Origin of the sequence: Actinoplanes sp. NPDC023936 (genome assembly GCF_040639325.1) — a bacterium.
Taxonomy (GTDB): domain Bacteria; phylum Actinomycetota; class Actinomycetes; order Mycobacteriales; family Micromonosporaceae; genus Actinoplanes.
This window is the reverse complement of record NZ_JBEZZR010000043.1, coordinates 15,554-38,143: the sequence shown is the minus strand read 5'-3', so window position 1 is coordinate 38,143 and position 22,590 is coordinate 15,554. Positions and strand designations below refer to the sequence as shown.

General features: G+C 70.5%; 22 protein-coding genes. 11 read left to right on the top strand and 11 right to left on the bottom strand.

Translation table 11 applies throughout. The annotated features are described in order from the left end of the window. Positions 1–710: 710 nt before the first annotated feature. A complete protein-coding gene (locus tag AB0F72_RS35905; RefSeq protein WP_360441363.1) occupies positions 711–1,658 on the bottom strand; it encodes a glycosyltransferase family 2 protein in 948 nt (315 codons plus the stop codon). A 138-nt stretch (positions 1,659–1,796) separates the two neighbouring features. On the opposite strand from AB0F72_RS35905, the gene AB0F72_RS35900 reads away from it, so the two are divergent. Then, a complete protein-coding gene (locus tag AB0F72_RS35900) occupies positions 1,797–2,465 on the top strand; it encodes a class I SAM-dependent methyltransferase (protein WP_360441360.1) in 669 nt (222 codons plus the stop codon). Positions 2,466–2,507: 42 nt separating this feature from the next. Here AB0F72_RS35900 and AB0F72_RS35895 read toward each other — a convergent pair whose 3' ends face one another. The 4 genes from AB0F72_RS35895 to rfbA form a co-directional block, all read right to left on the bottom strand. Further along, on the bottom strand, positions 2,508–3,833 hold the full coding sequence (locus AB0F72_RS35895) for a UDP-glucose/GDP-mannose dehydrogenase family protein (RefSeq protein ID WP_360441357.1): 1,326 nt from the start codon (positions 3,831–3,833) through the stop codon (positions 2,508–2,510). After that, positions 3,833–5,335, bottom strand: coding sequence for a sugar transferase (locus AB0F72_RS35890; RefSeq protein ID WP_360441354.1), 1,503 nt, complete (start codon positions 5,333–5,335; stop codon positions 3,833–3,835). Before AB0F72_RS35890 ends, AB0F72_RS35895 begins: the two co-directional genes overlap by 1 nt. A 302-nt stretch (positions 5,336–5,637) precedes the next feature. After that, positions 5,638–6,255, bottom strand: coding sequence for a dTDP-4-dehydrorhamnose 3,5-epimerase (rfbC, locus tag AB0F72_RS35885; RefSeq protein ID WP_360441351.1), 618 nt, complete (start codon positions 6,253–6,255; stop codon positions 5,638–5,640). A 19-nt stretch (positions 6,256–6,274) separates the two neighbouring features. After that, the gene (gene rfbA, locus AB0F72_RS35880) at positions 6,275–7,159 is read right to left on the bottom strand and encodes a glucose-1-phosphate thymidylyltransferase RfbA (protein WP_360441348.1); all 885 of its coding nucleotides are present in this window, start codon (positions 7,157–7,159) and stop codon (positions 6,275–6,277) included. A gap of 45 nt (positions 7,160–7,204) precedes the next feature. Here rfbA and rfbB point away from each other — a divergent pair, with 45 nt between their 5' ends. The 3 genes from rfbB to AB0F72_RS35865 are packed head-to-tail and all read left to right on the top strand — an operon-like array spanning position 7,205 to position 9,922. Continuing rightward, positions 7,205–8,182, top strand: coding sequence for a dTDP-glucose 4,6-dehydratase (gene rfbB, locus AB0F72_RS35875; protein WP_360441345.1), 978 nt, complete (start codon positions 7,205–7,207; stop codon positions 8,180–8,182). Continuing rightward, positions 8,182–9,009: a dTDP-4-dehydrorhamnose reductase gene (gene rfbD / locus AB0F72_RS35870; protein WP_360441342.1), complete on the top strand. Its 828-nt coding sequence runs from the start codon at positions 8,182–8,184 to the stop codon at positions 9,007–9,009. Before rfbB ends, rfbD begins: the two co-directional genes overlap by 1 nt. Before the next feature lie 52 nt (positions 9,010–9,061). Beyond that, complete coding sequence (locus tag AB0F72_RS35865) at positions 9,062–9,922, top strand: aldo/keto reductase (RefSeq protein WP_360441339.1); 861 nt, start codon at positions 9,062–9,064, stop codon at positions 9,920–9,922. 4 nt (positions 9,923–9,926) lie between these two features. Here the strand turns inward: AB0F72_RS35865 and AB0F72_RS35860 are convergent, their stop codons facing one another. Genes AB0F72_RS35860 through AB0F72_RS35850 form a run of 3 tightly spaced genes read right to left on the bottom strand, consistent with a single transcriptional unit; the run spans position 9,927 to position 11,903 of the window. Beyond that, the gene (locus AB0F72_RS35860) at positions 9,927–10,985 is read right to left on the bottom strand and encodes a hypothetical protein (RefSeq protein ID WP_360441336.1); all 1,059 of its coding nucleotides are present in this window, start codon (positions 10,983–10,985) and stop codon (positions 9,927–9,929) included. After that, positions 10,975–11,556, bottom strand: coding sequence for a sigma-70 family RNA polymerase sigma factor (locus AB0F72_RS35855; RefSeq protein WP_360441333.1), 582 nt, complete (start codon positions 11,554–11,556; stop codon positions 10,975–10,977). Before AB0F72_RS35855 ends, AB0F72_RS35860 begins: the two co-directional genes overlap by 11 nt. Then, entirely contained in the window at positions 11,550–11,903 is a 354-nt protein-coding gene (locus AB0F72_RS35850; protein ID WP_360441330.1) for a hypothetical protein, read from the bottom strand. Before AB0F72_RS35850 ends, AB0F72_RS35855 begins: the two co-directional genes overlap by 7 nt. Positions 11,904–12,146: 243 nt before the next feature. Here AB0F72_RS35850 and AB0F72_RS35845 point away from each other — a divergent pair, with 243 nt between their 5' ends. The 4 genes from AB0F72_RS35845 to lexA all read left to right on the top strand — a co-directional run bounded on the left by AB0F72_RS35845 (position 12,147) and on the right by lexA (position 16,714). Next, the gene (locus AB0F72_RS35845; protein ID WP_360441327.1) at positions 12,147–13,619 is read left to right on the top strand and encodes a glycosyltransferase family 39 protein; all 1,473 of its coding nucleotides are present in this window, start codon (positions 12,147–12,149) and stop codon (positions 13,617–13,619) included. 139 nt (positions 13,620–13,758) lie between these two features. Beyond that, positions 13,759–14,775 carry a cation diffusion facilitator family transporter gene (locus tag AB0F72_RS35840; RefSeq protein WP_360441455.1) on the top strand — a complete coding sequence of 339 codons (1,017 nt, stop codon included), beginning with the start codon at positions 13,759–13,761 and terminating at the stop codon, positions 14,773–14,775. Positions 14,776–15,707: 932 nt separating this feature from the next. Beyond that, a complete protein-coding gene (locus tag AB0F72_RS35835) occupies positions 15,708–15,902 on the top strand; it encodes a CsbD family protein (RefSeq protein WP_360441324.1) in 195 nt (64 codons plus the stop codon). A 176-nt stretch (positions 15,903–16,078) separates the two neighbouring features. Continuing rightward, positions 16,079–16,714: a transcriptional repressor LexA gene (gene lexA / locus AB0F72_RS35830; RefSeq protein WP_360441321.1), complete on the top strand. Its 636-nt coding sequence runs from the start codon at positions 16,079–16,081 to the stop codon at positions 16,712–16,714. On the opposite strand, the gene AB0F72_RS35825 is transcribed toward lexA, so the two are convergent. After that, positions 16,694–18,121, bottom strand: a complete 1,428-nt coding sequence (locus AB0F72_RS35825; protein ID WP_360441318.1) for a GGDEF domain-containing protein — start codon at positions 18,119–18,121, stop codon at positions 16,694–16,696. The two genes, lexA and AB0F72_RS35825, sit on opposite strands and share 21 nt — an antisense overlap. A 145-nt stretch (positions 18,122–18,266) precedes the next feature. Between AB0F72_RS35825 and AB0F72_RS35820 the strand changes: the two genes are divergently transcribed. The 3 genes from AB0F72_RS35820 to AB0F72_RS35810 all read left to right on the top strand — a co-directional run bounded on the left by AB0F72_RS35820 (position 18,267) and on the right by AB0F72_RS35810 (position 21,500). Next, positions 18,267–18,674 (top strand): rhodanese-like domain-containing protein, encoded by a 408-nt coding sequence (locus tag AB0F72_RS35820; RefSeq protein ID WP_360441314.1) that lies wholly within the window; start codon positions 18,267–18,269, stop codon positions 18,672–18,674. 132 nt (positions 18,675–18,806) lie between these two features. Then, positions 18,807–19,958, top strand: coding sequence for an FAD-binding oxidoreductase (locus AB0F72_RS35815; protein ID WP_360441311.1), 1,152 nt, complete (start codon positions 18,807–18,809; stop codon positions 19,956–19,958). A gap of 12 nt (positions 19,959–19,970) precedes the next feature. Beyond that, the gene (locus AB0F72_RS35810) at positions 19,971–21,500 is read left to right on the top strand and encodes an aldehyde dehydrogenase family protein (RefSeq protein WP_360441308.1); all 1,530 of its coding nucleotides are present in this window, start codon (positions 19,971–19,973) and stop codon (positions 21,498–21,500) included. Positions 21,501–21,608: 108 nt separating this feature from the next. Here the strand turns inward: AB0F72_RS35810 and AB0F72_RS35805 are convergent, their stop codons facing one another. Further along, positions 21,609–21,914, bottom strand: coding sequence for a DUF2695 domain-containing protein (locus AB0F72_RS35805; protein ID WP_360441305.1), 306 nt, complete (start codon positions 21,912–21,914; stop codon positions 21,609–21,611). After that, on the bottom strand, positions 21,915–22,577 hold the full coding sequence (locus tag AB0F72_RS35800; RefSeq protein WP_360441302.1) for a hypothetical protein: 663 nt from the start codon (positions 22,575–22,577) through the stop codon (positions 21,915–21,917). It abuts the gene before it with no gap. Between the last annotated feature and the right edge of the window lie 13 nt (positions 22,578–22,590).

Sequence of the window (22,590 nt, the reverse complement as noted above, 5' to 3'; positions counted from 1 at the left end):
CCCACGCCCGCCGCGAGCCGTAGCCCACGCAGCTCAACCGCGCCCACGTCCCCCGCGAGCCGTAGCCCACGCAGGTAAACCGCCGCCACGCCCGCCACGAGCCGTAGCTCACGCATGTCATCGGGCCGGATAACCTGCCTGCGCTACGGCCGGGTCCAGCCAGCCGTAGCTGGCGCATGCTATCCGGGCGTGATCACAGGTCTGAGCTACGGCCGGCCGGCGCGAGCCGTAGCGGACGCATGTCATCCGGCCGAATAATCTGCCTGCGCTACGGCTCGGCCTCGCGCAATGCCACTGAGCGCACACGATCAATGTCCGCCGTGAGCTCACCCGCGTCGCCGCTGTGCCGCCCCCAACGCCGCCGCTGTGCCGCCCCCACGCCGCCCCAGCGCCGCCACCGCCATCCGCCCCCGCGCCGGACTTATCGCGCTTTGTCCGGAGGTCGGCGCCGATAGGCCCGCGATGCACAAGGGCGTCCACAGCTTTTCCGCACACCGCCGCGCCCGAACTCCACACCGCCGCGCCCGAACTCCACACGCCCACGAGCTTGCCGGGAGACCAGCGCCCGTTCGCCTCGGGGCCGCCGCCTGCCGCTCAGGCCCGGCGGCTCGGCTCCGGCGACAAGCCCCACGTCGGGGCCGCCGCCTGCCGCTCAGGCCCGGCGGCTCGGCTCCGGCGACAAGCCCCACATCGGGGCCGCCGCCTGCCGCTCAGGGCCGGCGGCTCGGCTCCGGCGACAAGCCCCACGTCGGGCCCGGGGTCTGGCGCATCCGCTGCGGGCTCAGCAGCGCCGCCGCCGCCGCCCGGCTGGCCTGGTTGCCGCGCACCGACCGGGACACCTCGCGCAGCACCAGCGCCGACCAGTAGGCGGCCGTGCTCACCGCCCGGTTCCGGCGGCGGTAGAGGCGCACCCGGTTGACCGTCAGCAGCGCCCACAACCGCGGCGAGACCTTGGAGTCCCCCTCCAGGTGCACGGCGAGGGCGTCCGGCGCCAACCGGGTGATGTAGCCGGCGTCGCGGGCGCGCAGCGAGTACTCCGTCTCCTCGGAGTAGAGGAAGAACGACTCGTCCCACGGACCGACCGCGTCCCAGCACTCGCGGGAGATCAGCATGGCGGAGCCGGCGGCCCAGTCGGCGGCGGACTCGCGCTGGTAGTGCTCGTCGCCGACGACCAGCTCGCCGAGAAGCGGGTAACGGCCGGCCCGCTGGGCGCCGAGCAGCGCGTCACCGAACGCCCGCGGGACGGACGGCTCGCGGCGCAGCACCGCGATCGGGGAGCCGTCGCCGCGTTCCAGCCGGGGCACGACGATGCCGGCGGCGGTGCGGCGCAGGTTGGCGACGAGCGTGGGGCCGCAGCCGGGACGCAGGCGGATGTCCGGGTTCAGCACCAGGATCGCGGTGTGCGGGGCGGCCGCGGCCACGGCGGCGTTGATGCCCGCCGCGTATCCGGCGTTGCGGCCCATCTCCACGACCCGCGCCGAGGGGACCAGCCGGCGCACCTCGGCGGCGCTGTCGTCGGCGGACGCGTTGTCGGCCACTGTCAGGTGCCAGTCGAGGCCGTCCAGGCCGGGCCCGAGCGAGGCGATCAGCTCCGGCAGCAGGCGTGCGCTGTTGTACGTGACGACGACAACCGCCACCGTCTCGCCGCTGGGCTTCACAGACCGCACTCCCCTCGCTGATGCTTATCGCCGCAATTCCACCAGTCCCCGCGCGCGCAAGGGATGCTTCGATCGGCCCAAAAGAACCGGACGAACGACTACACCTTTGACTTCCTGTGACCCGTAGGGTTCATCCCCGTGGGTGTCCAATCTCTGCGCTGGCAGATCGTCGACCGTCCGGGCTCCCTGGGCGACCGGATGCGAACGAAACGCCGCGGCTGGCTGTCGCAGCAGTTTCCGGATCTGGCCGAGATGTCCGTCATCGACCTGGGTGGCCGGGCGAGCAGCTGGGTGACCGCGGCCGTCCGCCCGAAGCACGTGCACATCGTCAATCTCGAGGGCGAGACCGGCCTGGAGAACGGCGAGGTGCCGTCGTGGGCCGAGGTCGACTTCGGCGACGCCTGCGATCTGCCCGAGGCGATCCGCAAGCGGCGGTACGACCTGGTCTTCTCGAACTCGGTGATCGAGCACGTCGGCGGGCACGAGCGCCGGATGCGGCTGGCCGACGCGGTGCACTCGCTCGCCGACGCGCACTGGGTGCAGACGCCGTACCGGTACTTCCCGATCGAGCCGCACTTCGTGGCGCCGGGCATGCAGTTCCTGCCGAACGCCGCCCAGGCCGTGATGGCGCGCAAGTGGCCGCTGGTGCACACCCCGCCGGCCGACAAGACCGGCGCGATCGACTCGGTGCTCTGGGTGGAACTGCTGGACAAGACGCAGATGCGCAGCTATTTCCCGCACTCTCAGCTGATCTCTGAGCGGTTCGCGGGCCTCACCAAGTCCCTGATCGCGATCAAGAAACCCTGACGACAGTGAATGGGGCGCCTCATTGAGAGGCGCCCCATTTTGCTATGGGCGGCCCAGCGCCCGGTACTCCCAGCCGGCCCCACGCCAGCGGGCCGCGTCCAGAGCGTGCCGCCCGTCCACGATCCGGCGCTGCGCGGTCACGGCGCCCATCGTGTCCGGGTCGATCTCGCGGAACTCGGTCCACTCGGTCAGCAGCACGACCACGTCCGCGTCCTGTGCGGTGGCCAGCGCGCTCTCCCCGTACCCAAGTTGGGGGTATTGCTTCTTGGCGTTGTCCATCGCGGCGGGGTCGTAGACGACCACCTGCGCACCCATCCCGGCGAGGGTGGCGGCCACGTCGAGCGCGGGCGCGTCCCGGATGTCGTCGGAGTTGGGCTTGAACGCGGCGCCGAGCGCGGCCACCTTCTTGCCGGCGACGTCACCGCCGCAGAGTTCCACGACCAGATCGACGGTACGGGCACGGCGGCGCCTGTTGATCCCGTCGATCTCCCGCAGGAACCCGACGGCCTGGCCGACACCGAGTTCCTCGGCCCGGTGGGTGAACGCACGGATGTCCTTGGGCAGGCAGCCGCCGCCGAAGCCGAGGCCGGGGCGCAGGAACTTGCCGCCGATCCGCTCGTCGTAGGCGAGGGCCTCGGCGAGGTCGTGCACGTCCGCGCCGGTCACCTCGCAGATCTCGGCCATCGCGTTGATGTAGGAGATCTTGGTGGCGAGGAACGAGTTCGCGGCGACTTTCACCAGCTCGGCGGTCTGCAGGTCGGTGACCTTCACGGGTACGCCCTGTGCCAGCACCGGCTGGAACGCGGAACGCAGCTGTTCCTCGGCCCAGGCGGAGGTGACGCCGAAGACCATCCGGTCCGGCTTCATGGTGTCGTCGACGGCGAAGCCCTCGCGCAGGAACTCCGGGTTCCACGCCAGCTCGACCTGGTCGCCGGCCGGGGCGATCGAGCGGATCAGCTCGGCGAGCCGGGCCGCGGTGCCGACCGGGACGGTGGACTTGCCGACGACGAGCGCGCGGCGGGTGAGATGGCGCGCCAGCGAGGTGACCGCGGCGTCCACATAGGTCAGGTCGGCGGCCGGCGAGTCCCTCTGCTGCGGCGTGCCCACGCAGATGAAGTGCACGTCGCCGAACGCGCCGGCGTCGGCGAAGTCGGCGGTGAACCGCAGCCGGCCGGTCTCCAGCGCCTTGGTCAGCAGCTCGGGCAGGCCCGGCTCGAAGAACGGCACCTCGCCGGAGTTCAGCTTCGCCACTTTGCCGGGGTCGACGTCGACGCCGACGACCTCGAAGCCCATGACGGCCATGCAGATGGCGTGGGTGGCACCGAGGTATCCGGTGCCGATGACGGTCAGGCGGGGACGGTTGTTCATCAGTAGGCTCCCGAGCTGCGGACGACCGCGCTCACCGTACGGGCCAGGATCGCCAGATCCATGGCCATGGACCAGTTCTCGACGTAGGTCAGATCGAGCCGGATGGACTCCTCCCAGGAGAGGTCGGATCGTCCCGACACCTGCCACAGGCCGGTGAGGCCGGGTTTGACGACCAGCCGGCGGCGCATGTCGGCCGGGTAACCGGCGACCTCGCGGGCCAGCGGCGGGCGCGGGCCGACCAGGGACATGTCGCCCTTGAGGACGTTCACCAGCTGGGGTAGCTCGTCCAGCGAGTACCGGCGCAGCCAGCGGCCCACCGAGGTGATCCGCGGGTCCTCCCGGATCTTGAACAGCTCGCCGTCGGTCTCGTTGTCCTTCTGCAGTTCCAGCAGGCGCGCCTCGGCGTCGACCACCATGGTCCGGAACTTGTAGAGCACGAACAGCTTGCCGTCCTTGCCGACCCGCTCCTGCCGGAAGATCGCGGGGCCACGGCCGCCGGGGGCGAACTTGACCAGCATCGCCAGCACGATCAGCACCGGCGAGCTGAACAGCAGCAGCAGGAACGCGCCGATCCGGTCGAAGGCGTCCTTGACGACCCGGGCGCTGCCCTTGAGCCGCGGGTGCTCGACGTGCAGCATCGGCAGGCCGTCGACCGGGCGGATCGTGGTCCGGTCGCCGGCCACGTCGACCAGCGTGCTGGCCACGATGAGGTCGGTCTCGTCGCGTTCGAGCTGCCAGGCGAGCCGGCGCAGCGCGGCCCCGTCGATCTCCGGGCAGGCGAGGACGACGACGGTGTCGGCGTCGGCGCGGCTGACCGCGAGGGCGACGCCGTCGAAGGTGCCGTAGATCGGTGGCATGCCCTCCACGAACCGGCTGCGGGTGACGCCGGGCGGCAGGCAGGCGCCGATCACACCGAGGCCGTGGTAGCGCTCGCGGCTCAGCCGGCGGGCCATGTCGGCGACGGCTCGCTCGTGCCCGACCAGAATGACCCGGTGCAGCCGTTCGCCGCGCGCCCAGGAACGGTGCAACATCTGGCGGGCGAGGTACCGCGCGAAGATATCGACGGCGATGGCGAGCGGCATCGCGATAATCACGTAGCCGCGCGCCAAACGGAGGTCGAACATGAAGGAAACAATGGCGAGACCCGCGGTCAGCGCCAATCCGGATCGGAACACCCGCGCGTACTCGTCGGTGCCCACGAATAGGTGACGCGGCTCGTAGGCCCGGTTCATCGCGAGACAGGCGATCCAGGCCAGCGGCAGGACCGCCGTGATGAGCAGGTATCCCCGGTTGTACGGCTCGGTTCCGGTCGAGCCGAATCGCAGAACGAGCGCCCAGGACGCGGCGCACAAACCGACCACGAAGTCGATGAGGTAGAGCCGCCGGGCATATCGGCCCTGCCATCCGGCACGGGCCCCGGCGGCCCGCGGGCGGGAACTGAGCTGTCGTGCCTCTTCAGCGAGATCCAGGGTCTCCACTGATTCGATTGTCTGCACGCCCATGCCCCCGTATCGACTGCGATCAACCTTTGGTCCGTTTTTCCCCGAGCCGGACATCAGACTGGAATCTTCCCTGGGCGGAAACCCATGAGACACACCAGACAGACTGCTGACCCACGCACGATCGCGCTTCATCTTTCCGTTCGACAGGAATGGCGGATCGGATGAGGCCGAGAGGCATAGCGTTGCAAGTAGTCCAAACCGGACCTGTCCGAAATATCTAGATTGAACATCTCGAACCCCCTCCCGAAACCGCTTCCGGACCACCCGGCTACCACCCGCCCCTCAGGCGGTCAATCGCCCACTTAGGACGTACGGCTGTAGTGATTCCGACGCAGTGACTCAGCGTAGTTCTGGCACTCCTGGTAGCGCGGCAGCAAACCGTTCGCGCGGGCCTCCGCGAGCGACGGCGCCTGCGCGTCCTTGCCCGACAGGAGCGGCGTCTCCGCAGGCCAGGCAATGTTCAGCTCGGGATCGAGCGGGTGGATGCCGTGCTCGCGGCCGGGCCGGTACTCGGTCGAGCAGAGGTATGCCACGGTGGCACCCTCGGTCAGCGCGCAGAACCCGTGCCCGAGCCCTTCGGCCAGGTACACCGCCTTGCGTTCCTCGTCGTCGAGGCGCACCGACTCCCACGCGCCGAACGTCGGCGAGCCCACCCGGATGTCCACGATGACGTCGAGCACCGCGCCCTTGACGCACGTCACATATTTCGCCTGCCCCGGCGGCACGTCGGCGAAATGGATCCCCCGGACGACGTCACGCGCTGAGACGGAGAGGTTGCCCTGAGCGAGATCGAGCGGATGGCCGACGGCCGCGGCCAGGTGATCGAAGCGGTACCACTCGAGGAACGAGCCCCGGGCGTCGCCGTGCTGCACCGGCGTCACCTCGAAGGCGCCCTCGATGGTCAGTGGACGGATCTTCACAGCACTCCCCCGCTGATCTTCACAACGAACCCCCGAAACGTCCTGCGCTCAGTAGCCGGACCAGATACTCGCCGTAACCGCTCTTGAGCAGAGGCTCGGCCAGCTCACGCAGCTGATCGTCGGAGATGAAGCCGAGTCGCCAGGCCGCCTCCTCGACGCAGCCGATCTTAAGGCCCTGGCGTTCCTCGATCACCCGCACGTACTCCGAGGCCTGCACCATGGACTGGAACGTCCCGGTGTCGAGCCAGACCGTGCCCCGGTCCAGCACCGTCACGTCGAGCCGGCCCTGCCGCAGGTACTCCTCGTTCACCGCGGTGATCTCCAGCTCGCCGCGCGCGCTGGGCGTCAGGCCTCCGGCGATCTCCACCACGTCGGCGTCGTAGAAGTAGAGGCCGGGCACCACGTACGTCGACTTCGGCCGCTCCGGCTTCTCCTCGATGGAGAGCACTTTGCCCGATTCGTCGAATTCCACCACACCGTAGCGCTCCGGATCGGCCACCGGGTAAGCGAAGATCCGCCCCCCGGCCGGCTCACCGAACCGGGACAACTGCCGCCCGAGCCCCACGCCGTGGAAGATGTTGTCACCCAGGATCAGCGCCACCGGCTCGTCCCCGATGAAGTCGGCGCCGATCCGGAAGGCCTGGGCGATCCCGTCCGGTTTGGGCTGCTGAGCGTAGGTGAGCGAGAGTCCGAACTGCTTTCCGTCACCGAGCAGTCGCTCAAAGTGAGGCTGGTCCTCGGGTGTGGTGATGACGAGGATCTCCCGGATCCCGGCCGATACCAGAGTGGTCAGCGGGTAGTAAATCATCGGTTTGTCGAAGATGGGCATAAGCTGTTTGGACATGGCCTTGGTAATCGGCCAGAGTCGGGAGCCGGTTCCTCCGGCCAACAAGATTCCACGCACTGGGGAACCCTAAACAGTGGGTGCCAGCGTCTACACTCCCCACCCGTGCAGATTTTCGTAACCGGTGGTGCCGGCTTCATCGGATCGGCCTACGTCAGGGCCCTCTTGCAGGACGAGTTCCCCGGTGCGGCCGGTGCCTCGGTGACCGTTCTGGATCTGTTGTCCTATTCGGGTAATCGCGAAAACCTCCCGGTGTCGGATCCCCGACTCAATTTCGTGCAGGGCGACATCACTGATTCAAACCTGTTGCACGACTTGCTGCCCGGTCATGACGTGGTGGTGCATTTCGCCGCCGAATCCCATGTCGACCGGTCCATCAACTCCGCCGTGCCGTTCGTCACCACGAATGTGCTGGGCACGCAGGTGCTGCTGGACGCGGCCCGCACCGCCGGGGTCGGCCGGTTCGTGCACGTCTCCACCGACGAGGTGTACGGCTCGATCGACGACGGCTCGTGGACCGAAACCTGGCCGCTCGCCCCGAATTCCCCGTACGCCGCCTCCAAGGCCGCCTCCGACCTGATGGCCCTGGCCGCGCACCGCACACACGGCATGGACGTGGTGGTCACGCGCTGCTCCAACAACTACGGGCACCACCAGTTCCCGGAGAAGGTCATCCCGCTCTTCGTCACGAACCTCCTGGACGGCAAGAAGGTGCCGCTCTACGGCGACGGCGGCAACGTTCGTGACTGGCTGCACGTGTCCGATCACTGTCGGGGCATCCAGCTGGCCCTGGAGAAGGGTCGCGCCGGCGAGGTCTACAACATCGGCGGCGGCACCGAGTTGAGTAACCGCGAGCTCACCGAGCGTCTCCTCGCCGCGTGCGGCGCCGATTGGGACAGTGTCGAGCTGGTGACCGACCGTAAGGGACACGACAGGCGCTACTCGCTCGACATCTCCAAAATCAACAGCGAGCTGGGGTACGAGCCACAGGTCACCCTGGACGACGGACTGGCCGCAACCGTCGCCTGGTACCGCGACAACCGCACCTGGTGGGAACCGCTCAAGTCCCGGAGCGCCCTCTGATGCGCTGGCTGATCACCGGGGCCGGCGGCATGCTCGGCCAGGACCTGCAGAAAGCCCTAGCGGGTGACGACGTCGTCGCTCTGGGTCGCGCCGACTTGGACATCACCGATCTGGCAGCGGTCCGGGCGGCCACCGACGGCGCGGATGTCGTGATCAACGCGGCGGCCTGGACGGATGTGGACGGCGCGGAGTCGAACGAGGAGGCCGCCACCGCCGTCAACGGGCACGCGGTGGCCGGCCTCGCGTCGGTCCTCGGCAACCGGCTCATCCACATCTCCACCGATTACGTCTTCGACGGCACTGCCACCTCGCCGATCCCCGAGGAGACGCCCCAGGCGCCGCTCAACGCCTACGGCCGCGGCAAGGCGGTCGGCGAGAAGGCGGTCCTCGCGGCCGGCGGATACGTCGTGCGGACCGCGTGGCTCTACGGCGAGCACGGCCCCAACTTCGTGCGGACCATGCTGCGGCTGGCCACCGAACGGGACGCCGTGGACGTGGTCGACGACCAGGTCGGCCCGCCGACGTGGTCGTTCGCCCTGGCGCGGCAACTGGCCGCCTTGGGCCGCTCGGACGCCGCACCGGGCGCCTATCACGGCACCGCGGCCGGCTCGACCACGTGGTTCGGCCTGGCCCGGGCGGCTTTCGCCCTGGCCGGGCACGACCCCGATCGAGTACGCCCCACGACCAGCGACAAGTTCATCCGGCCGGCCCGCCGCCCCGCCTACAGCGTGCTCGGCCACGACCGCTGGTGGGCGGGCTCCGGCGTCGACCCGCTGCCGGACTGGCACGCCATGCTCACCGAGGCCATGCCGGCTCTGCGTGCGTGACGCTTGTCAAAAGTACGGGGCCGAGCCGACGTCACGGGGTAGACCTGAGTTCATGACTCTCTCCAACAGCGGCACCATCGACCTGGGCGGCAAGAGCGTGCACCGGCTGGGCTTCGGCGCCATGCGGATCACCGGTCCCGGCGTCTGGGGCCCGCCGTCCTCCCCTGACGAGGCGATCCGGGTGCTTCGCCGGTCCGTCGAGCTCGGTGTCACGTTCGTCGACACCGCCGACTCCTACGGCCCGGACGTGTCGGAGAACCTGATCCGCGACGCCCTGCACGACGGCACCGGTTACGGCGACGTGGTGATCGCGACCAAGGGCGGCTTCACCCGGCAGGGCCCGAACATCTGGCAGGCCGTCGGCCGCCCCGAGTACCTGCGCCAGTGCATCCTGATGTCGATGCGCCGCCTCGGCGTCGAGCAGATCGACCTGTGGCAGCTGCACCGCATCGACCCGCTCGTCCCCCGCGACGAGCAGTTCGATGTGCTCCGCTCCTTCGTCGACGAAGGGCTGGCGAAGCAGGTCGGCCTCTCCGAGGTCTCGGTCGAAGAGGTCAAGGCCGCGCAGGCCGCCGGCGTGCCGGTCGCCTCGGTGCAGAACCGCTACAACCTGGGCGACCGGCGCGCCGAGGACCTTCTCGACTACTGCACCGAGCAGGGCATCGCGTTCATCCCGTGGGCGCCGGTCGACGCGGGCACGCTGGCTCGCCCGGGCGGTCCGCTCGAATCAATTGCCAAGGCCCATCCGGGTACGACCACCGGTCAGCTCGCGCTCGCATGGCTGCTCCAGCGGTCCCCGGTGATGGTCCCGATCCCTGGCACGTCCTCGGTCACCCACCTCGAGGAGAACCTCGCGGCCGCCGACGTGAAGCTGACCGAGGACGAGTACCAGTCCCTCGCGAAGGCCGTCTGAGTTCTCAGGCCCCCACGTTCCACGCGCTCAGGTGGACGACGACCTCGTCCGCCTCGTCGTCCTTCTCGTCGACGGTCAGCTGCACCAGCGTGTCCCCGTCTACCTTCTCACCGGGCGTGAGCAGGCAGTATGTCCGGTCGTCCCGGAGCTTCAGGGGCGTGTCGCCGGCCGGGTCGTCGCGGATCGCCGCGGCGCACTCGTCCGGCGTGACACCGGCGGCGTCGACCGTGGCCGCCTGCACGTCATCGGCGGGTTCCAGGAGCAGGTCGCCGGTGTCCGGAACGGCCGAGATCGCCACAGCGCCGTCGCCACCGGCCGTGGTGCGGGGCTCGTCGAGGTCGATCGCCTGCGGTTGCTCGTCGTCGACCGGGAGCGTCAGCGACATCGCCGCGTAGTGCACCGCGAACGGCTCCGCGGCCGGCCCCGCTGCGGCTGTCCCGGCCGCAGTGCTCCCGGCCGCAGCTGTCCCAGGCGCAGCGCTCCCGGCCGCGGCGGGCGAGGTCGCCGCAGGGAGCGCGGCCGCGGGGGGCGGTGCGTCGGTGGGGCTCGTCGTCGGAGCGGGAACCGGCGGGTCGCCGACGATCGGGCCGGCAACCGGCGGCGCTGCCGTGGTGCCGGTGGCGGCGGGCGTACCCCCAAGCGTTTGATCGGGATCGTGGTCTCGAAGAGTGGGCGTCGCCGATCGGTCGCCGATCGGCCCGTGTGACCGGGCGGAGGGATGCGCCGATCCGGTAGGCGGCACCGCCGGAGTGACCGGCTGCGCCGGCGCGTCCGGCATCCTGACCTGCGGACTCTCGGTACGCGCCTGCATCGCCACCACCCCGAAACCGCCCCCGGTCACCGCGGCGAAGAGCGCCGCGAGCCCGGCCGTCGTGCCCACCCGCAACCGGAGCCGTTCCCGCCACCGGGCCTGCTGCCGGGCCGGGGCGGCGGGCCGGCGCGCACGTTCGCGAAGATCGGCCAACCCGGCCTCGACGTCGAAAGTCATCCCGGCCAGCGCCTCGTCCTGCGCGCGCCGCAACAGCTCGTGCTCGTCGGTCGTCAGCAGGGACTCATTCTTCACGGCCGCTGTCCTTCCAAGCTTGAAGCTTCGTCATCAACTTCCGGCGGGCCTCGTGCAGATGCGAACTCACGGCGGAGTTCCGCATGCCGAGCTCAGCGGCGATCTCGCGGGGCTTGAGCCCCTCCTGCGCCAGCACCATGACCTGGTACTGACGGCCGGTCAGCGTGCCGACCAGCCGCACCGCCTCCGCGCCTGCCGAATCGGTCCAGGCCGGATGCGTCTCGGCCGGGTCGATCCCGGCCGGATCACCGTGTGCCCGCAGCTCGCGCCCCAGCCGCATCCCGAGATCGGAGTCCCGCTGCTGCCGCCGCCAGACGTCCGTGACGGCGTGCCGCAGAGCCCGAGACGCGTATCCGAATCGGTCACCTGGCGACATGGCACCGACCTTGTGCCAGCGCGCGAGGATCTTGAGCATGACCTCCTGGACCACGTCGTGGGCGTCGTGCTCGCTGAGGCCGCGGGCCCGCGCCCGGCGGTGGAAGCCGGGCGCGACCTCGCGGTAGAACTCCGGAAAATCGGCGCCGAGCGGGTCGCTGCCGCTCAGCGCCTGGGCGGCGGTCTCGGTCACCATGCCGGCTCGTCCGGTCCACTCTCGCCCCGACCACCGCACTCGCCGCAGTCGGGGCGCGCGCCGTGGTCGGGGCGCGCGCCGTGGTCGGGACGCTCGCCGCAGTCGGAGCGCGCGCCGTGGTCGGGACGCTCGCCGCAGTCGGAGCGCGCGCCGTGGCCGGAGCGCTCGCCGCCCTGGCCACGGTGCCAGCTCATCCGAAGCTCGAGCCACCGCTCATCCGGCGGCTGCCCCGGATCCGCGAGGTCATCCGCATTCGACCGGCGGAAACGGACTCCGCAGAGCGCGGCCACCATCACGTTGATCAGCTGCGTGACGAGCGCACCGGCCAACGGATCCCAGATCTCCACTGCTTCCTCCTGTGTGCCACGGGGTGGCTTTCAAGGGGAAAACGGAGTTATGTCCAAAACATCCAGACGGGTTGCGAAAGTTCTCGTGCGGGTGACGAGGACCCACGATGCCCCGACGCCGATCGGATGACGAGATCGACCGGCGGAGGGCTCGGCAGGCCGGCTGCCGAGGTGCCGCGAGCCGCACCGGACCGGGCCACTAAGCTTCGGCGAACCCCGAGCGAGCCGGAGCTGGCGAGAGCCTTGAACATCGAAAAACCTTCCCTGGTACGCCTTCGATTCGCTGCCGCTCCGGCGGTGCTCACGCTCGCCGTCTGTCTGGTCGGCATCGGTCAGCGGCAGTTCTGGCGGGACGAACAGGCGACGTGGTGGGCGAGCGCTCTTCCGCTCGGTGACCTGCGCCGGCTGGTCGAACAGGTCGACGTGGTGCTGCTGCCGTACTACCTGTTCATGCACGTCTGGATCGCGCTCTTCGGTAACTCGGAGATCGCTATGCGCGTACCCTCAGCAATTTTGATGGGGTTGGCGGCCGGGCTGCTGGCGCTGGTCGGAAGGCGGCTGCTGGACGTGCCGACCGGTCTGCTGGCGGGTCTTCTCTTCGCGCTGCTGCCGGCCGTCTCCCGATACGGCGGCGAGGCCCGGCCGTATGCGATGGCCCTCGCCGCGACGCTCGCCGCCACCCTGCTACTGCTCCGCGCGCAGGACCGGCCGTCGCCGCAACGGTGGGCGTTCTACGGCCTCTCTGTGATCTGGATCGGACTCGGCCACCTCGTGTCGCTGAGCGTGCTGGCCGCGCACCTGGCCCTGGTGATCACGCGCGCCCGAGCCGATCGGCGGGTCCGGATCGGGTGGGCCGTATCGGTCGCCGCCGCGCTCGTCGTGCTCGCGCCGGTCATCCTGATCAGCCGGCGTCAGAGCGGACAGATCGGCTGGATCGACGAGCCGACCTGGGAAGTCCTGCGCGCGTTCCCCGGTGAGGTGTTCGTCAGTGGCCCGGTGGCCGCGCTCGTGCTGATCCCGGGACTGATCGGAATCGGGCTTCTGTTCCCGAGCAACAGGACCGCGGCGACCGCCCTGCTGCTCTGGACGCTGCTGCCGCCGGTGCTCGCCTACCTGAGCTTCGATGCGCTCGGCCTCTTCTATCACCGCTACTTCCTGTTCACCGTCCCCGCGTGGCTGCTGGCGGCGGCGTGGGCGCTGCGCCGGATCTTCACCACCCGGCGCGCGCTCGTCGCGGCGGGCGTCTGCGCCGCGCTCGTGCTCGTCGCGGCGGGCCTCCCCAACCATCGTTTCGTACGGTCGAACGCCGTCGAGGACGAGCTCGCGTGGCGGGACGCCGCCCGCTGGCTCAACGGGCGGCTCCAGCCCGGGGACCGCGTCGCCTACACCGGTTACGCGCGGTTGCACCGGGGGTTCTCCTACGAGTTCAGCCGCCTGCCCGGCGCGGACCCGGGCGAGGTGTACAGCCAGGTGACCCGCGACGGCACCTGGTGGTGGGACCACGAACTGGCCGCCGACCCGGCCGCCGGGCTCGACGGCGTCGACCGATTCTGGCTGGTCGAGGCGAACCCGGTCCGCGGTCCGCTGAGCAGGCTTCCGGCCGAGGCGCGCAGGTACGTCGGCAAGCGCTACACGATCGCCGAGACGGACGCTTTCACGCGTCTCCAGGTGACGCTGCTGACCGTCAAGGCCGGTGACGGGGTATCGCCAGGTTGACGTTTCTGCAGGTCATTGGCGTTTGCAACGTTGTCGCACACACGGGTGAAGGCCTATCGTGTGTGCCGTGGCCCATCGGGAACATCACCACGAGCACGGCGACTCGCACGGGCACGGCAACTCGCACGGGCACGGCAACTTGCACGGGCACGGCGACTCGCACGGGCACCGGCTGCGGCATCTGCTGACGCCGCACTCGCACGACACCGCCGACAAGGTCGACAACGCTCTGGAGTCGTCCCGGGACGGCCTTCGCGCGCTGTGGATCTCGCTGGCCGGCCTCGGCGTCACCGCCGCGCTGCAGGCGCTGATCGTCGCGTTCTCCGGCTCGGTCGCGCTGCTCGGCGACACCGTGCACAACGTCGCCGACGCGCTCACCGCCGTGCCCCTGGCGATCGCGTTCTGGCTGGGGCGGCGAGCCGCCACCAGGGCATACACCTATGGGTACGGTCGTGCCGAAGACCTGGCCGGTGTCCTCATCGTCGCCGTGATCGCCGCGTCCGCGGTGACTTCCGCCTACTTCGCCGTGGACCGGCTGCTCGATCCACGTACCGTCACGCACCTCCCCTGGGTCGCCGCCGCCGGGCTGGTCGGTTTCGCCGGCAACGAGGTCGTCGCCCGCTACCGGATCACGGTCGGCCGCCGCATCGGCTCCGCCGCCCTGGTCGCCGACGGCCTGCACGCCCGCACCGACGGATTCACCTCCCTCGCCGTGGTGCTCGCGGCCGGCGGCGCCTGGCTGGGCTGGGACTGGGCCGACCCGGTCGTCGGCCTGGCGATCACCGCCGCGATCGTCCTCGTCCTCAAGGACGCGGCCCGCGAGGTCTACCACCGGCTCATGGACCGAGTCGATCCGACCCTCGTCGACCAGGCTGAACGCGAGCTGCAGTCGATCACCGGCATCCGCGGGGTGTCCGGCCTGCGGCTGCGCTGGATCGGTCACCACCTGCACGCCGAGGCCGGCATCGTCGTCGACGCCCAGCTCAGCCTGATAGCCGCCCACGAGATCGCCGCGGACGCCGAGCACCAGCTCACCCACCGCGTACCCAGGTTGACCGGCGCAACGGTCCACGTCGACCCGGACAGCCACCCGGGCGACGACCACCACAGCGCCCTCTCGCACGGCCGCCGCGAGCGCCTGTCCGCCACGCCCTGACCGCTACTGATCACCGGTGGCGTGCCGCGCCACGCCAAAGGCGATCTCACCAAGCCGCGCCCCCGAAACGCCGCGATCTGGGCGAGTTTCGCCCGCCCCGTGGCCGCCCCGTGGCCGCCCGTGGCCGCCCCGTGGCCGCCAAAGCCGCCAAGATCGCACGCAGGGCGCGGGGCGCGGGGCGGCCACGGAGCGCGGGGCGGGCACGGGGCGCGGGGCGGGCACGGGGCGCGGGGCGGGCACGGGGCGCGGGGCTTCGGGGCGGGCGCGGGTGCGGGCGCAGGCGCGGGCGCGGGGCGTGCGCAGGACTCGGGGGTGTGCGCAGGACGTGATCTTGGATAGTTGACTGCACCGTTTCACGCGGTGGGCGGCTTTCCCAAGGGTGGTGCACCGGTCGCAGCCCTCGGCGGCCCCCTGACTTGCCAAGATCCGCGCACGCCGGAGCCGAGCCGTAGCTCACGCAGGGAATCAGGCCCGTTGACCTGTTCCAGCTACGGCTCGAACCCGCGAGCCGTAGCTGGCGCATGGAATCCGAGCCCGGAGGCATGCGCGCCCTACGGCTCGCCTACCCGAGCCGTAGCCAGCGCAGGGAATACGGCTCGTTGACCTGTCCTGACTACGGCTCGGCCGGCAATGCACCGCCAGTCGACCCGATCTTGGCAAGTTGGCCGTCCCGTGCCGCTGACACGTCCCGTGCCACCGCAACTCGCCAAGATCGCAGGCGGGACGCGGAGCCAGACGACGCCGGGCCACGCGGGCGAGGCGAGGGGACGGCGAGGCCGGGGCGGCGTGGCCGGGGCGGCGTGGCCGGGGCGGCGTGGCCGGGGGCGGCGAGGGCGGGGCGGCGAGGGCGGGGCCTCGTTCGGTGAGGGCTGGTTCAAGATGGCTGGGGCGGGTATCCCGGAGTTGTAGCGACTCGACTGAGGAGGCTCCCGATGGCGTTCGACGACAAGGTGGACCACAAGGCCGAAGAGATCGGCGGCAAGGTCAAGGAGGGCGTCGGCCGGGCGACCGACGACGAGCAGCTGGAGGCCGAGGGCCGCGCTGACCAGAGCCAGTCGAAGGTCAAGCAGGCCGGCGACAAGGTCAAGGACGCCGGCGAGAAGATCAAGGACGCGTTCAAGTCCTGAATTCGGATACAGACGGACGGCCACCGCCAACGCCCCGGCGGTGGCCGTCCCCGTGTGCTCTCGATACCAGCACCGACCCCGGAGAACGAACCCGGCGAACCCGGCGAGGCCGGCGAACCCGGTGACCCCAGCGAGCCGCGGCGAGCGCGAGCCTGCCGATAAGGCAAGATCGGCGGGTGCACCTCGACACCTCCCTGCTCAGTGAGCGGCAGCGCAAAATCTTGACCGTCATCCAGGAGTGGGCGGTGCGGTACGGGTATCCGCCGTCCACCCGGGAACTCGGCGAGGCGGTCCGGTTGTCGCCGTCCACGGTGAGCCGGCACCTGCGGCTGCTCGAGGAGCACGGCTACCTGACGCGCGGCAGGAGCATGACCAGGCCGATCGACGTCCGGATGTTCCTGGGCGACATTTCGGAAAAGTCGGAAAAGGGCAACACCGTCGGCGTCCCCCTCCTCGGCACCATCGCGGCCGGCTCCCCCATCCTCGCCGAAGCCGAGCCGGACGCCGACGAGGTGCTCAACCTCCCCCGCGACTTGGTCGGCAGAGGCACCCTGTTCAGCCTGCGCGTCCAGGGCGACTCCATGATCGACGCGGCGATCTGCGACGGCGACATCGTGGTGGTACGGCAGCAGCCGGACGCCTACAACGGTGACATCGTGGCCGCGATGATCGACGAGGAGGCGACAGTGAAGGTGTTCCGGCGCACCCGCGGGCACGTGCTGCTGGAGCCGCGGAACCCGGCCTACGACGTGATCGACGGCGACCGCGCGACGATCCTCGGCAAGGTGGTGTCAGTGTTGCGGCGTGTCTGACATGGCCGTCAAGACACGCGATGATCCAGCACGCCGGGGCGCCTTCCTGGCGTACATCGCGGCATCCGCCCGCGCCACCACGGCCTCCCGGCCCAGCCCGGACCCGGCCGGCACACTGGCCGCGCCCACCGTCGCCCCGATCGTGATCACCCCTGCGGACAGGGCCATCGGCAGGCGCAGCGTCTCCTCGATCCGCGCGGCCAGATCGCCGGCGTCCGAACTCGGGCAGACCACCAGGAACTCGTCGCCGCCGAGACGTCCCACGACGTCGTTCTCCCGGGTCACCGCGGTCAGCCGGGCCGCCACCACCGTCAGCGCCTCGTCGCCGGCCGCGTGACCGAACCGGTCGTTGATCGGCTTGAAGCCGTCCAGGTCACAGAGCAGGACCGTCGCCCCGTCCGGGCCGCGCAGCGCGTCGTCGATCGCGACCATCATGTGCCGGCGGTTGCGCAGGCCGGTCAGCTCGTCGTGCGAGGCCTGATGAGCGAGGGTACGTTCGGCGTGCTCTCGCTGTACCGAGAGCCGGTGGAAGCGCAGCAGCACGAGCGGGATCACCAGCAGCGTGCCGACCGCCAGCATGAGGCTCGCGGACTGGTCCCCACGCATGATCTGCACGACCGTGAGCAGCGGGTTCACGCAGAGCGCGACGGCCAGCCAGCGAAGCGTCACCCGGCCGGAAACAGGATCGGTGACCGAGGCGGAAACGGGCTCGGTGACCGAGGCGGCGAGCGGCTGGATCGGGGCCGCGCCGATCGTCAGGAACGCGAGCAGCAACGGCTCGGGACGTCCGGCCGCGAGCCCGGCAAGTGTCAGCACCGCAGTGAGCAGCAGGTAGACGATCGTGCCCCGGCCGGGACCCCGGGCCGCGCCCATCCGGACCAGGCAGCCGATCACGCCGCAGATCGCGAACACGTCCACCATCAGGAGCAGCTCGCCCAGCGACGAGGTGTCCGATTCCAGGTGCGGCTGGACGCCCCACACCCAGAGCGGCCCGCCGGCGCAGAGTCCCAGCAGGGCGGCGTCGACCAGGCCACCCACGTCGGAGGCGAGGCGGCGGCGCAACGCCATGGCCGTACCCATCAGGAACAGACCGTGCGCGGCGGAGAGGGTGAGTTCGGCGGGGGTTCCGCCGGCTCGGCCGACGTGCTCGTCGAGCCAGCCCGGCCACGACAACTGCCCGACGAGCAGCACGATCAGGCCGCCCACCGCGATCGCCCACGGTCGCTGGTGCGGCAGCCGGCGGGAGGCCAGCGCATAGAGGAACGTCGCGAGCGGCGTCGCCACGATGATCAGCTGCACGACCGGGCGGCCGTCGCCGGCGACCGCGTAGGCGATCATGGCGGCGGCCGCGAAGAGCAGGAAGTAGGCGCGCATCCTGACCCTCATCGGCGGGCGTGCCGTGGACATGAGGCTTGATAATCAATTGGTGGAGAGCCTGCGCTTCGCCCGCGCCGAAGTCGATGCCCCGGCGCAGACCCAGGCGTTGCTCTCCCTCTGCCGCGCCACGACCGGATAGTCGGCTTCGAGCCGGCCGTTCGGGCATGATCGGGGCATGACGACGACCGGTGGGGTGGACGCGCTGCTGGAACATGCCCGGGCCGGGCTGCGCCGCCTCGACCCGCACGAGACCCGGGCGGCGGTGGCGGCCGGGGCCCTGCTGATCGACACCCGGACCGACCGGCAGCGGGCACGGCAGGGCGAGCTTCCGGGCGCGATAGTCATCGACCGCACCGTGCTGGAGTGGCGGCTCGATCCGCGGTCGGCGAGCCGCATCCCGGAGGCCACCGGTTACGACAGGCTCATCGTCGTGGTGTGCCGCCAGGGTTACAGCTCCAGCCTGGCGGCGGCCGGCCTGCAGGCGATCGGCCTGCACCGGGCCACCGATCTGGCCGGCGGCGTCGAGGCGTGGCTCGCGGCCGGCCTGCCGACCACCACCGGGCCGGCCGACGTGCGGGAGTGAGTGGTCACCCGGTGGCGGTCGATGCGGTCTCGATCCAGTGGATTTCCGTAGTCCTTGATATATCCACCCGTTGGGCATCAGGATCTGGAGAAAGCTCTCTCGATCCTTCCGAAGCCCCGCTGGAGGACCGTGATGCCCACTGCCACCCCGCCCTCGTCCGCCTCCGTCGTGATCATCGGCGGTGGGGTCATGGGATTGAGCACCGCCTACCACCTCGCGCGCGCCGGTGTCCGTGACGTCGTCGTGCTGGACCGGAACGCGTTCGGGTCCGGGTCGACGTGTCGGGCCGCGGGGGGTGTGCGCGCCCAGTTCTCCGATCCGGTGAACATCGCGCTCGGCGCCCGCAGCCTGGAGACGTTCGCCGATTTCCCGAACCGTTTCGGTCAGGAGATCGACTTCCAGCGGGTGGGTTACCTCTTCCTGCTCGATGATCCGGATGACGTCCGGGCGTTCGAGGCGAACGTCGCCCTGCAGAACGACCTGGGCATCCCGTCTCGGATGATCACCGCGGCGGAGGCGCACAGCCTCTCCCCGCTGATCTCCACGGAGGGGCTGATCGCCGCGGTCTACTCCCCCACCGACGGTCATTGCACGCCCGAGTCGGTGGTGCTCGGTTACGCCACCGCGGCCCGCCGGTTCGGCGCGACCCTGATCCCGCACTGTGCCGTCACCGGGTTGGAGATCAAGGACGATCAGACCTTCACGGTACGGTCGGAGCGCGGCCCGATCAGCGCCCCGGCGGTGGTCTGCACGGCCGGTCCCTGGTCCGCCGAGGTCGGGGCGTGGGCCGGCGTGGACCTGCCGGTGACGCCGCTGCGGCGGCAGATCCTGACCACCGCGCCGATGCCGGACCTCGATCCGCTCACCCCGTTCACCATCGACTTCGGCAGCACGTTCTACTTCCACGGCGAGGGGCGCGGCCTGCTCCTCGGGATGTCCGATCCGGACGAGACGCCGGGCTTCAAACTGGACCGCGACGACGCCTGGCTGCCGCGGCTGGGCGCGGCGATCGAGCGGCGCGCCCCGGAGCTGGCCGGCGTCGGCATCGCGAGCGGCTGGGCGGGCCTCTACGAGAACACCCCGGACCACAACGCCCTGATCGGGCGGGAGGGCAATTTCCTGTACGCCACCGGGTTCTCCGGGCACGGCTTCCTGATGGGGCCGGCCGTCGGCGAGGTGATGCGGGACCTGTACCTGCGCCGGACACCGTTCGTCGACGTCGAGCCGCTGAGCGTCGCCCGGTTCGCCGCTGCGGGAGTACGACCGGAACTGAACATCGTCTAGGAGGCAATCAGCGTGAGCAGTCTGCCGTCAGCCGAGGACCTTCGCCGTCGCGCCCGGGACGCCGCCGAGCGGTGCGGGGTGGACTGGATCCATGCCGGTGGGGACCGTGCGGTTCACTCGCCGGTCAATGGGGAGTTGCTTCACCACGTACGGTGGCAATCGGCTCTTGATGGTGAGGCCGCTGTCGCGCGGGCCGATGCGGCCTTCCGGCAGTGGCGCACCGTGCCGGCGCCGGAACGCGGAGCTCTCGTGCGGCGGTTCGGGGAGCTGCTCCGGGAGCATCAGCAGGATTTGGCGACGCTCGTCAGCCTGGAGGTCGGGAAGATCCGGTCGGAGGCGCTCGGCGAGGTCCAGGAAATGATCGACATCTGCGAGTTCGCGGTCGGGCTGTCCCGGCAGCTCTACGGTCGCACGATCAGCTCGGAACGGCCCGGCCACCGGCTGATGGAGACGTGGCATCCGCTCGGCGTGGTCGGGGTGATCAGCGCGTTCAACTTCCCGGTGGCGGTCTGGTCGTGGAACACCGCGATCGCGCTGGTCTGCGGTGACCCGGTGGTGTGGAAACCGTCCGAGCTGGCGCCGCTGAGCGCGCTCGCCTCGGCCGCGCTGCTGGACCGGGCGATCACCGAGACCGGCGCTCCGGCCCACCTCAGCCAGGTGCTGATCGGCGGACCGGACGTCGGCGAGGCGCTTGTCGGCAGCCCGGGGATCGCCCTGCTCAGCGCGACCGGCTCGACCCGGATGGGACGGGCGGTCGGCCCGCGCGTGGCGGACCGGTTCGGCAGGTCGCTGCTGGAGCTCGGCGGCAACAACGCGGCGATCGTGACGCCGTCGGCGGATCTGGACCTGACCACCCGCGGGATCGTCTTCGCGGCGGCCGGCACGGCGGGCCAGCGGTGCACCACGCTGCGCCGGGTGATCGCCCACGAGAGCGTCGTCGCTTCCCTGATCGATCGGGTCGCTGACGCCTACGCCAAGCTGCCGATCGGTTCGCCCCTGGAAGCGGACACCCTGGTCGGGCCACTGATCTCGGAGTCGGCGTACACATCGATGCAGGACGCTCTGCTGGCGGCGCGGCAGCAGGGTGGGGAGATCATCGCCGGCGGCGGGCGCCGGCTGGCGGAGGAGGCGCCGGGTGCGTTCTACGTCGAGCCCGCTCTGGTACGGATGAGCGAGCAGACCCCGATCGTCCGGCAGGAGACGTTCGCCCCGATCCTGTACGTGCTCCCCTACCGGACCCTCGACGAGGCGATCGCGCTCAACAACGACGTGCCGCAGGGCCTGTCGTCGAGCATCTTCACCGGTTCACTGACCGAGGCGGAGCGGTTCCTCGGGCCGGACGGCTCGGACTGCGGCATCGCGAACGTCAACATCGGCACGTCGGGGGCGGAGATCGGCGGCGCGTTCGGCGGCGAGAAGGAGACCGGCGGCGGCCGCGAGTCCGGTTCCGACGCGTGGCGCGCCTACATGCGGCGGGCCACCAACACGATCAACTTCTCCGGCTCGCTGCCGCTCGCACAGGGCGTCGAATTCGACATCTGACCGTCGGGCTCCCTGGCCGCCGCCGGTGTGCTGCTGGCGGCGGCCACACCTGATCCCGCCTTCCGGCCCCGGGTCGAGGGGCCGGAAGGCGCGGGTCGTGCTCGCCGCTCAGCCCTCGAACCGGTCCAGGTCCACGTTGGCCAGGATCTCGCAGTCGCAGTAGCCGCCGAGCTCCTCGAACCCGGCCAGCACCCGCTCGTCCTTGCCGTTCTCGGCGAGCCACTGCCGGGCGATCCGGTGCGAGTGGTCGCAGCCCTCGGCCCCGAGCCGGTCGTCGAGGTGGTCCAGCAGCGCCTCCAGCTCGTCGTCGGTCAGCGCGATCGTCGCTCGCTCGCGCTGCCGCTCCTGCTCCACGTACTGCTTCTTGAGCCGTTTCCGCCGGATGCCGGAGATCTCGTCCTCGGGAGCCGTCATTTAATCGATGTTCTCCAGCTCCAGGGATCGCAGCCCGGGCAGCGCGGCGACGAAAGCCGGGTCGTCCACCGTGGTGTTGACGATGCTGAGTTGCTGCAGGTGCTCCAGCTCGCCGAGCGCGCGCGAGTCGACGAGCTTTCCGGAATAGAGGCTGAGCTCGGTCAGCGCCGGCGCCATCGGGAACCAGGAGCCGGAGACCTGCGCCGTGCGTTTCATGTCGAGCCACATCCGGCGCAGTTCCGGTTTGGGTCCGAGGACGGTCAGGTCGACGTCTTTCGGCCATTCCTCAACCTGCAGCGTTTCCAGCCCGGTCAACTCGGCGACGCCCTCGAACCCTTTGCGGTACGGCACCGCGAGGATGCGCAGCCGGGTCAACTTGGACAACCCTCGCAGATCGCGGACATTCAATCCGATACCGAGTTCCTCCAGGCCGGCGATGTCGAACAGCGCGGACGGATCCTTGATCTTCGCGGCGCCGGCCGACACCGACCGGAGTCCTGGCAGCGAGCGCAGGAACTCCAGGTCGGCGAAGGTGCGGGTCGGTGTCAGGCCGACGCCGTCGCAGCGGTCGGCGGCATATCGTTCGGCGGCTTCGTCGGTCCAGCCCTCCGCCCCCAGATTGAGGAGCCGGAAACCGTCCCGTTCGCGAACCTCCAGACGCATGCGCGCCACCTTA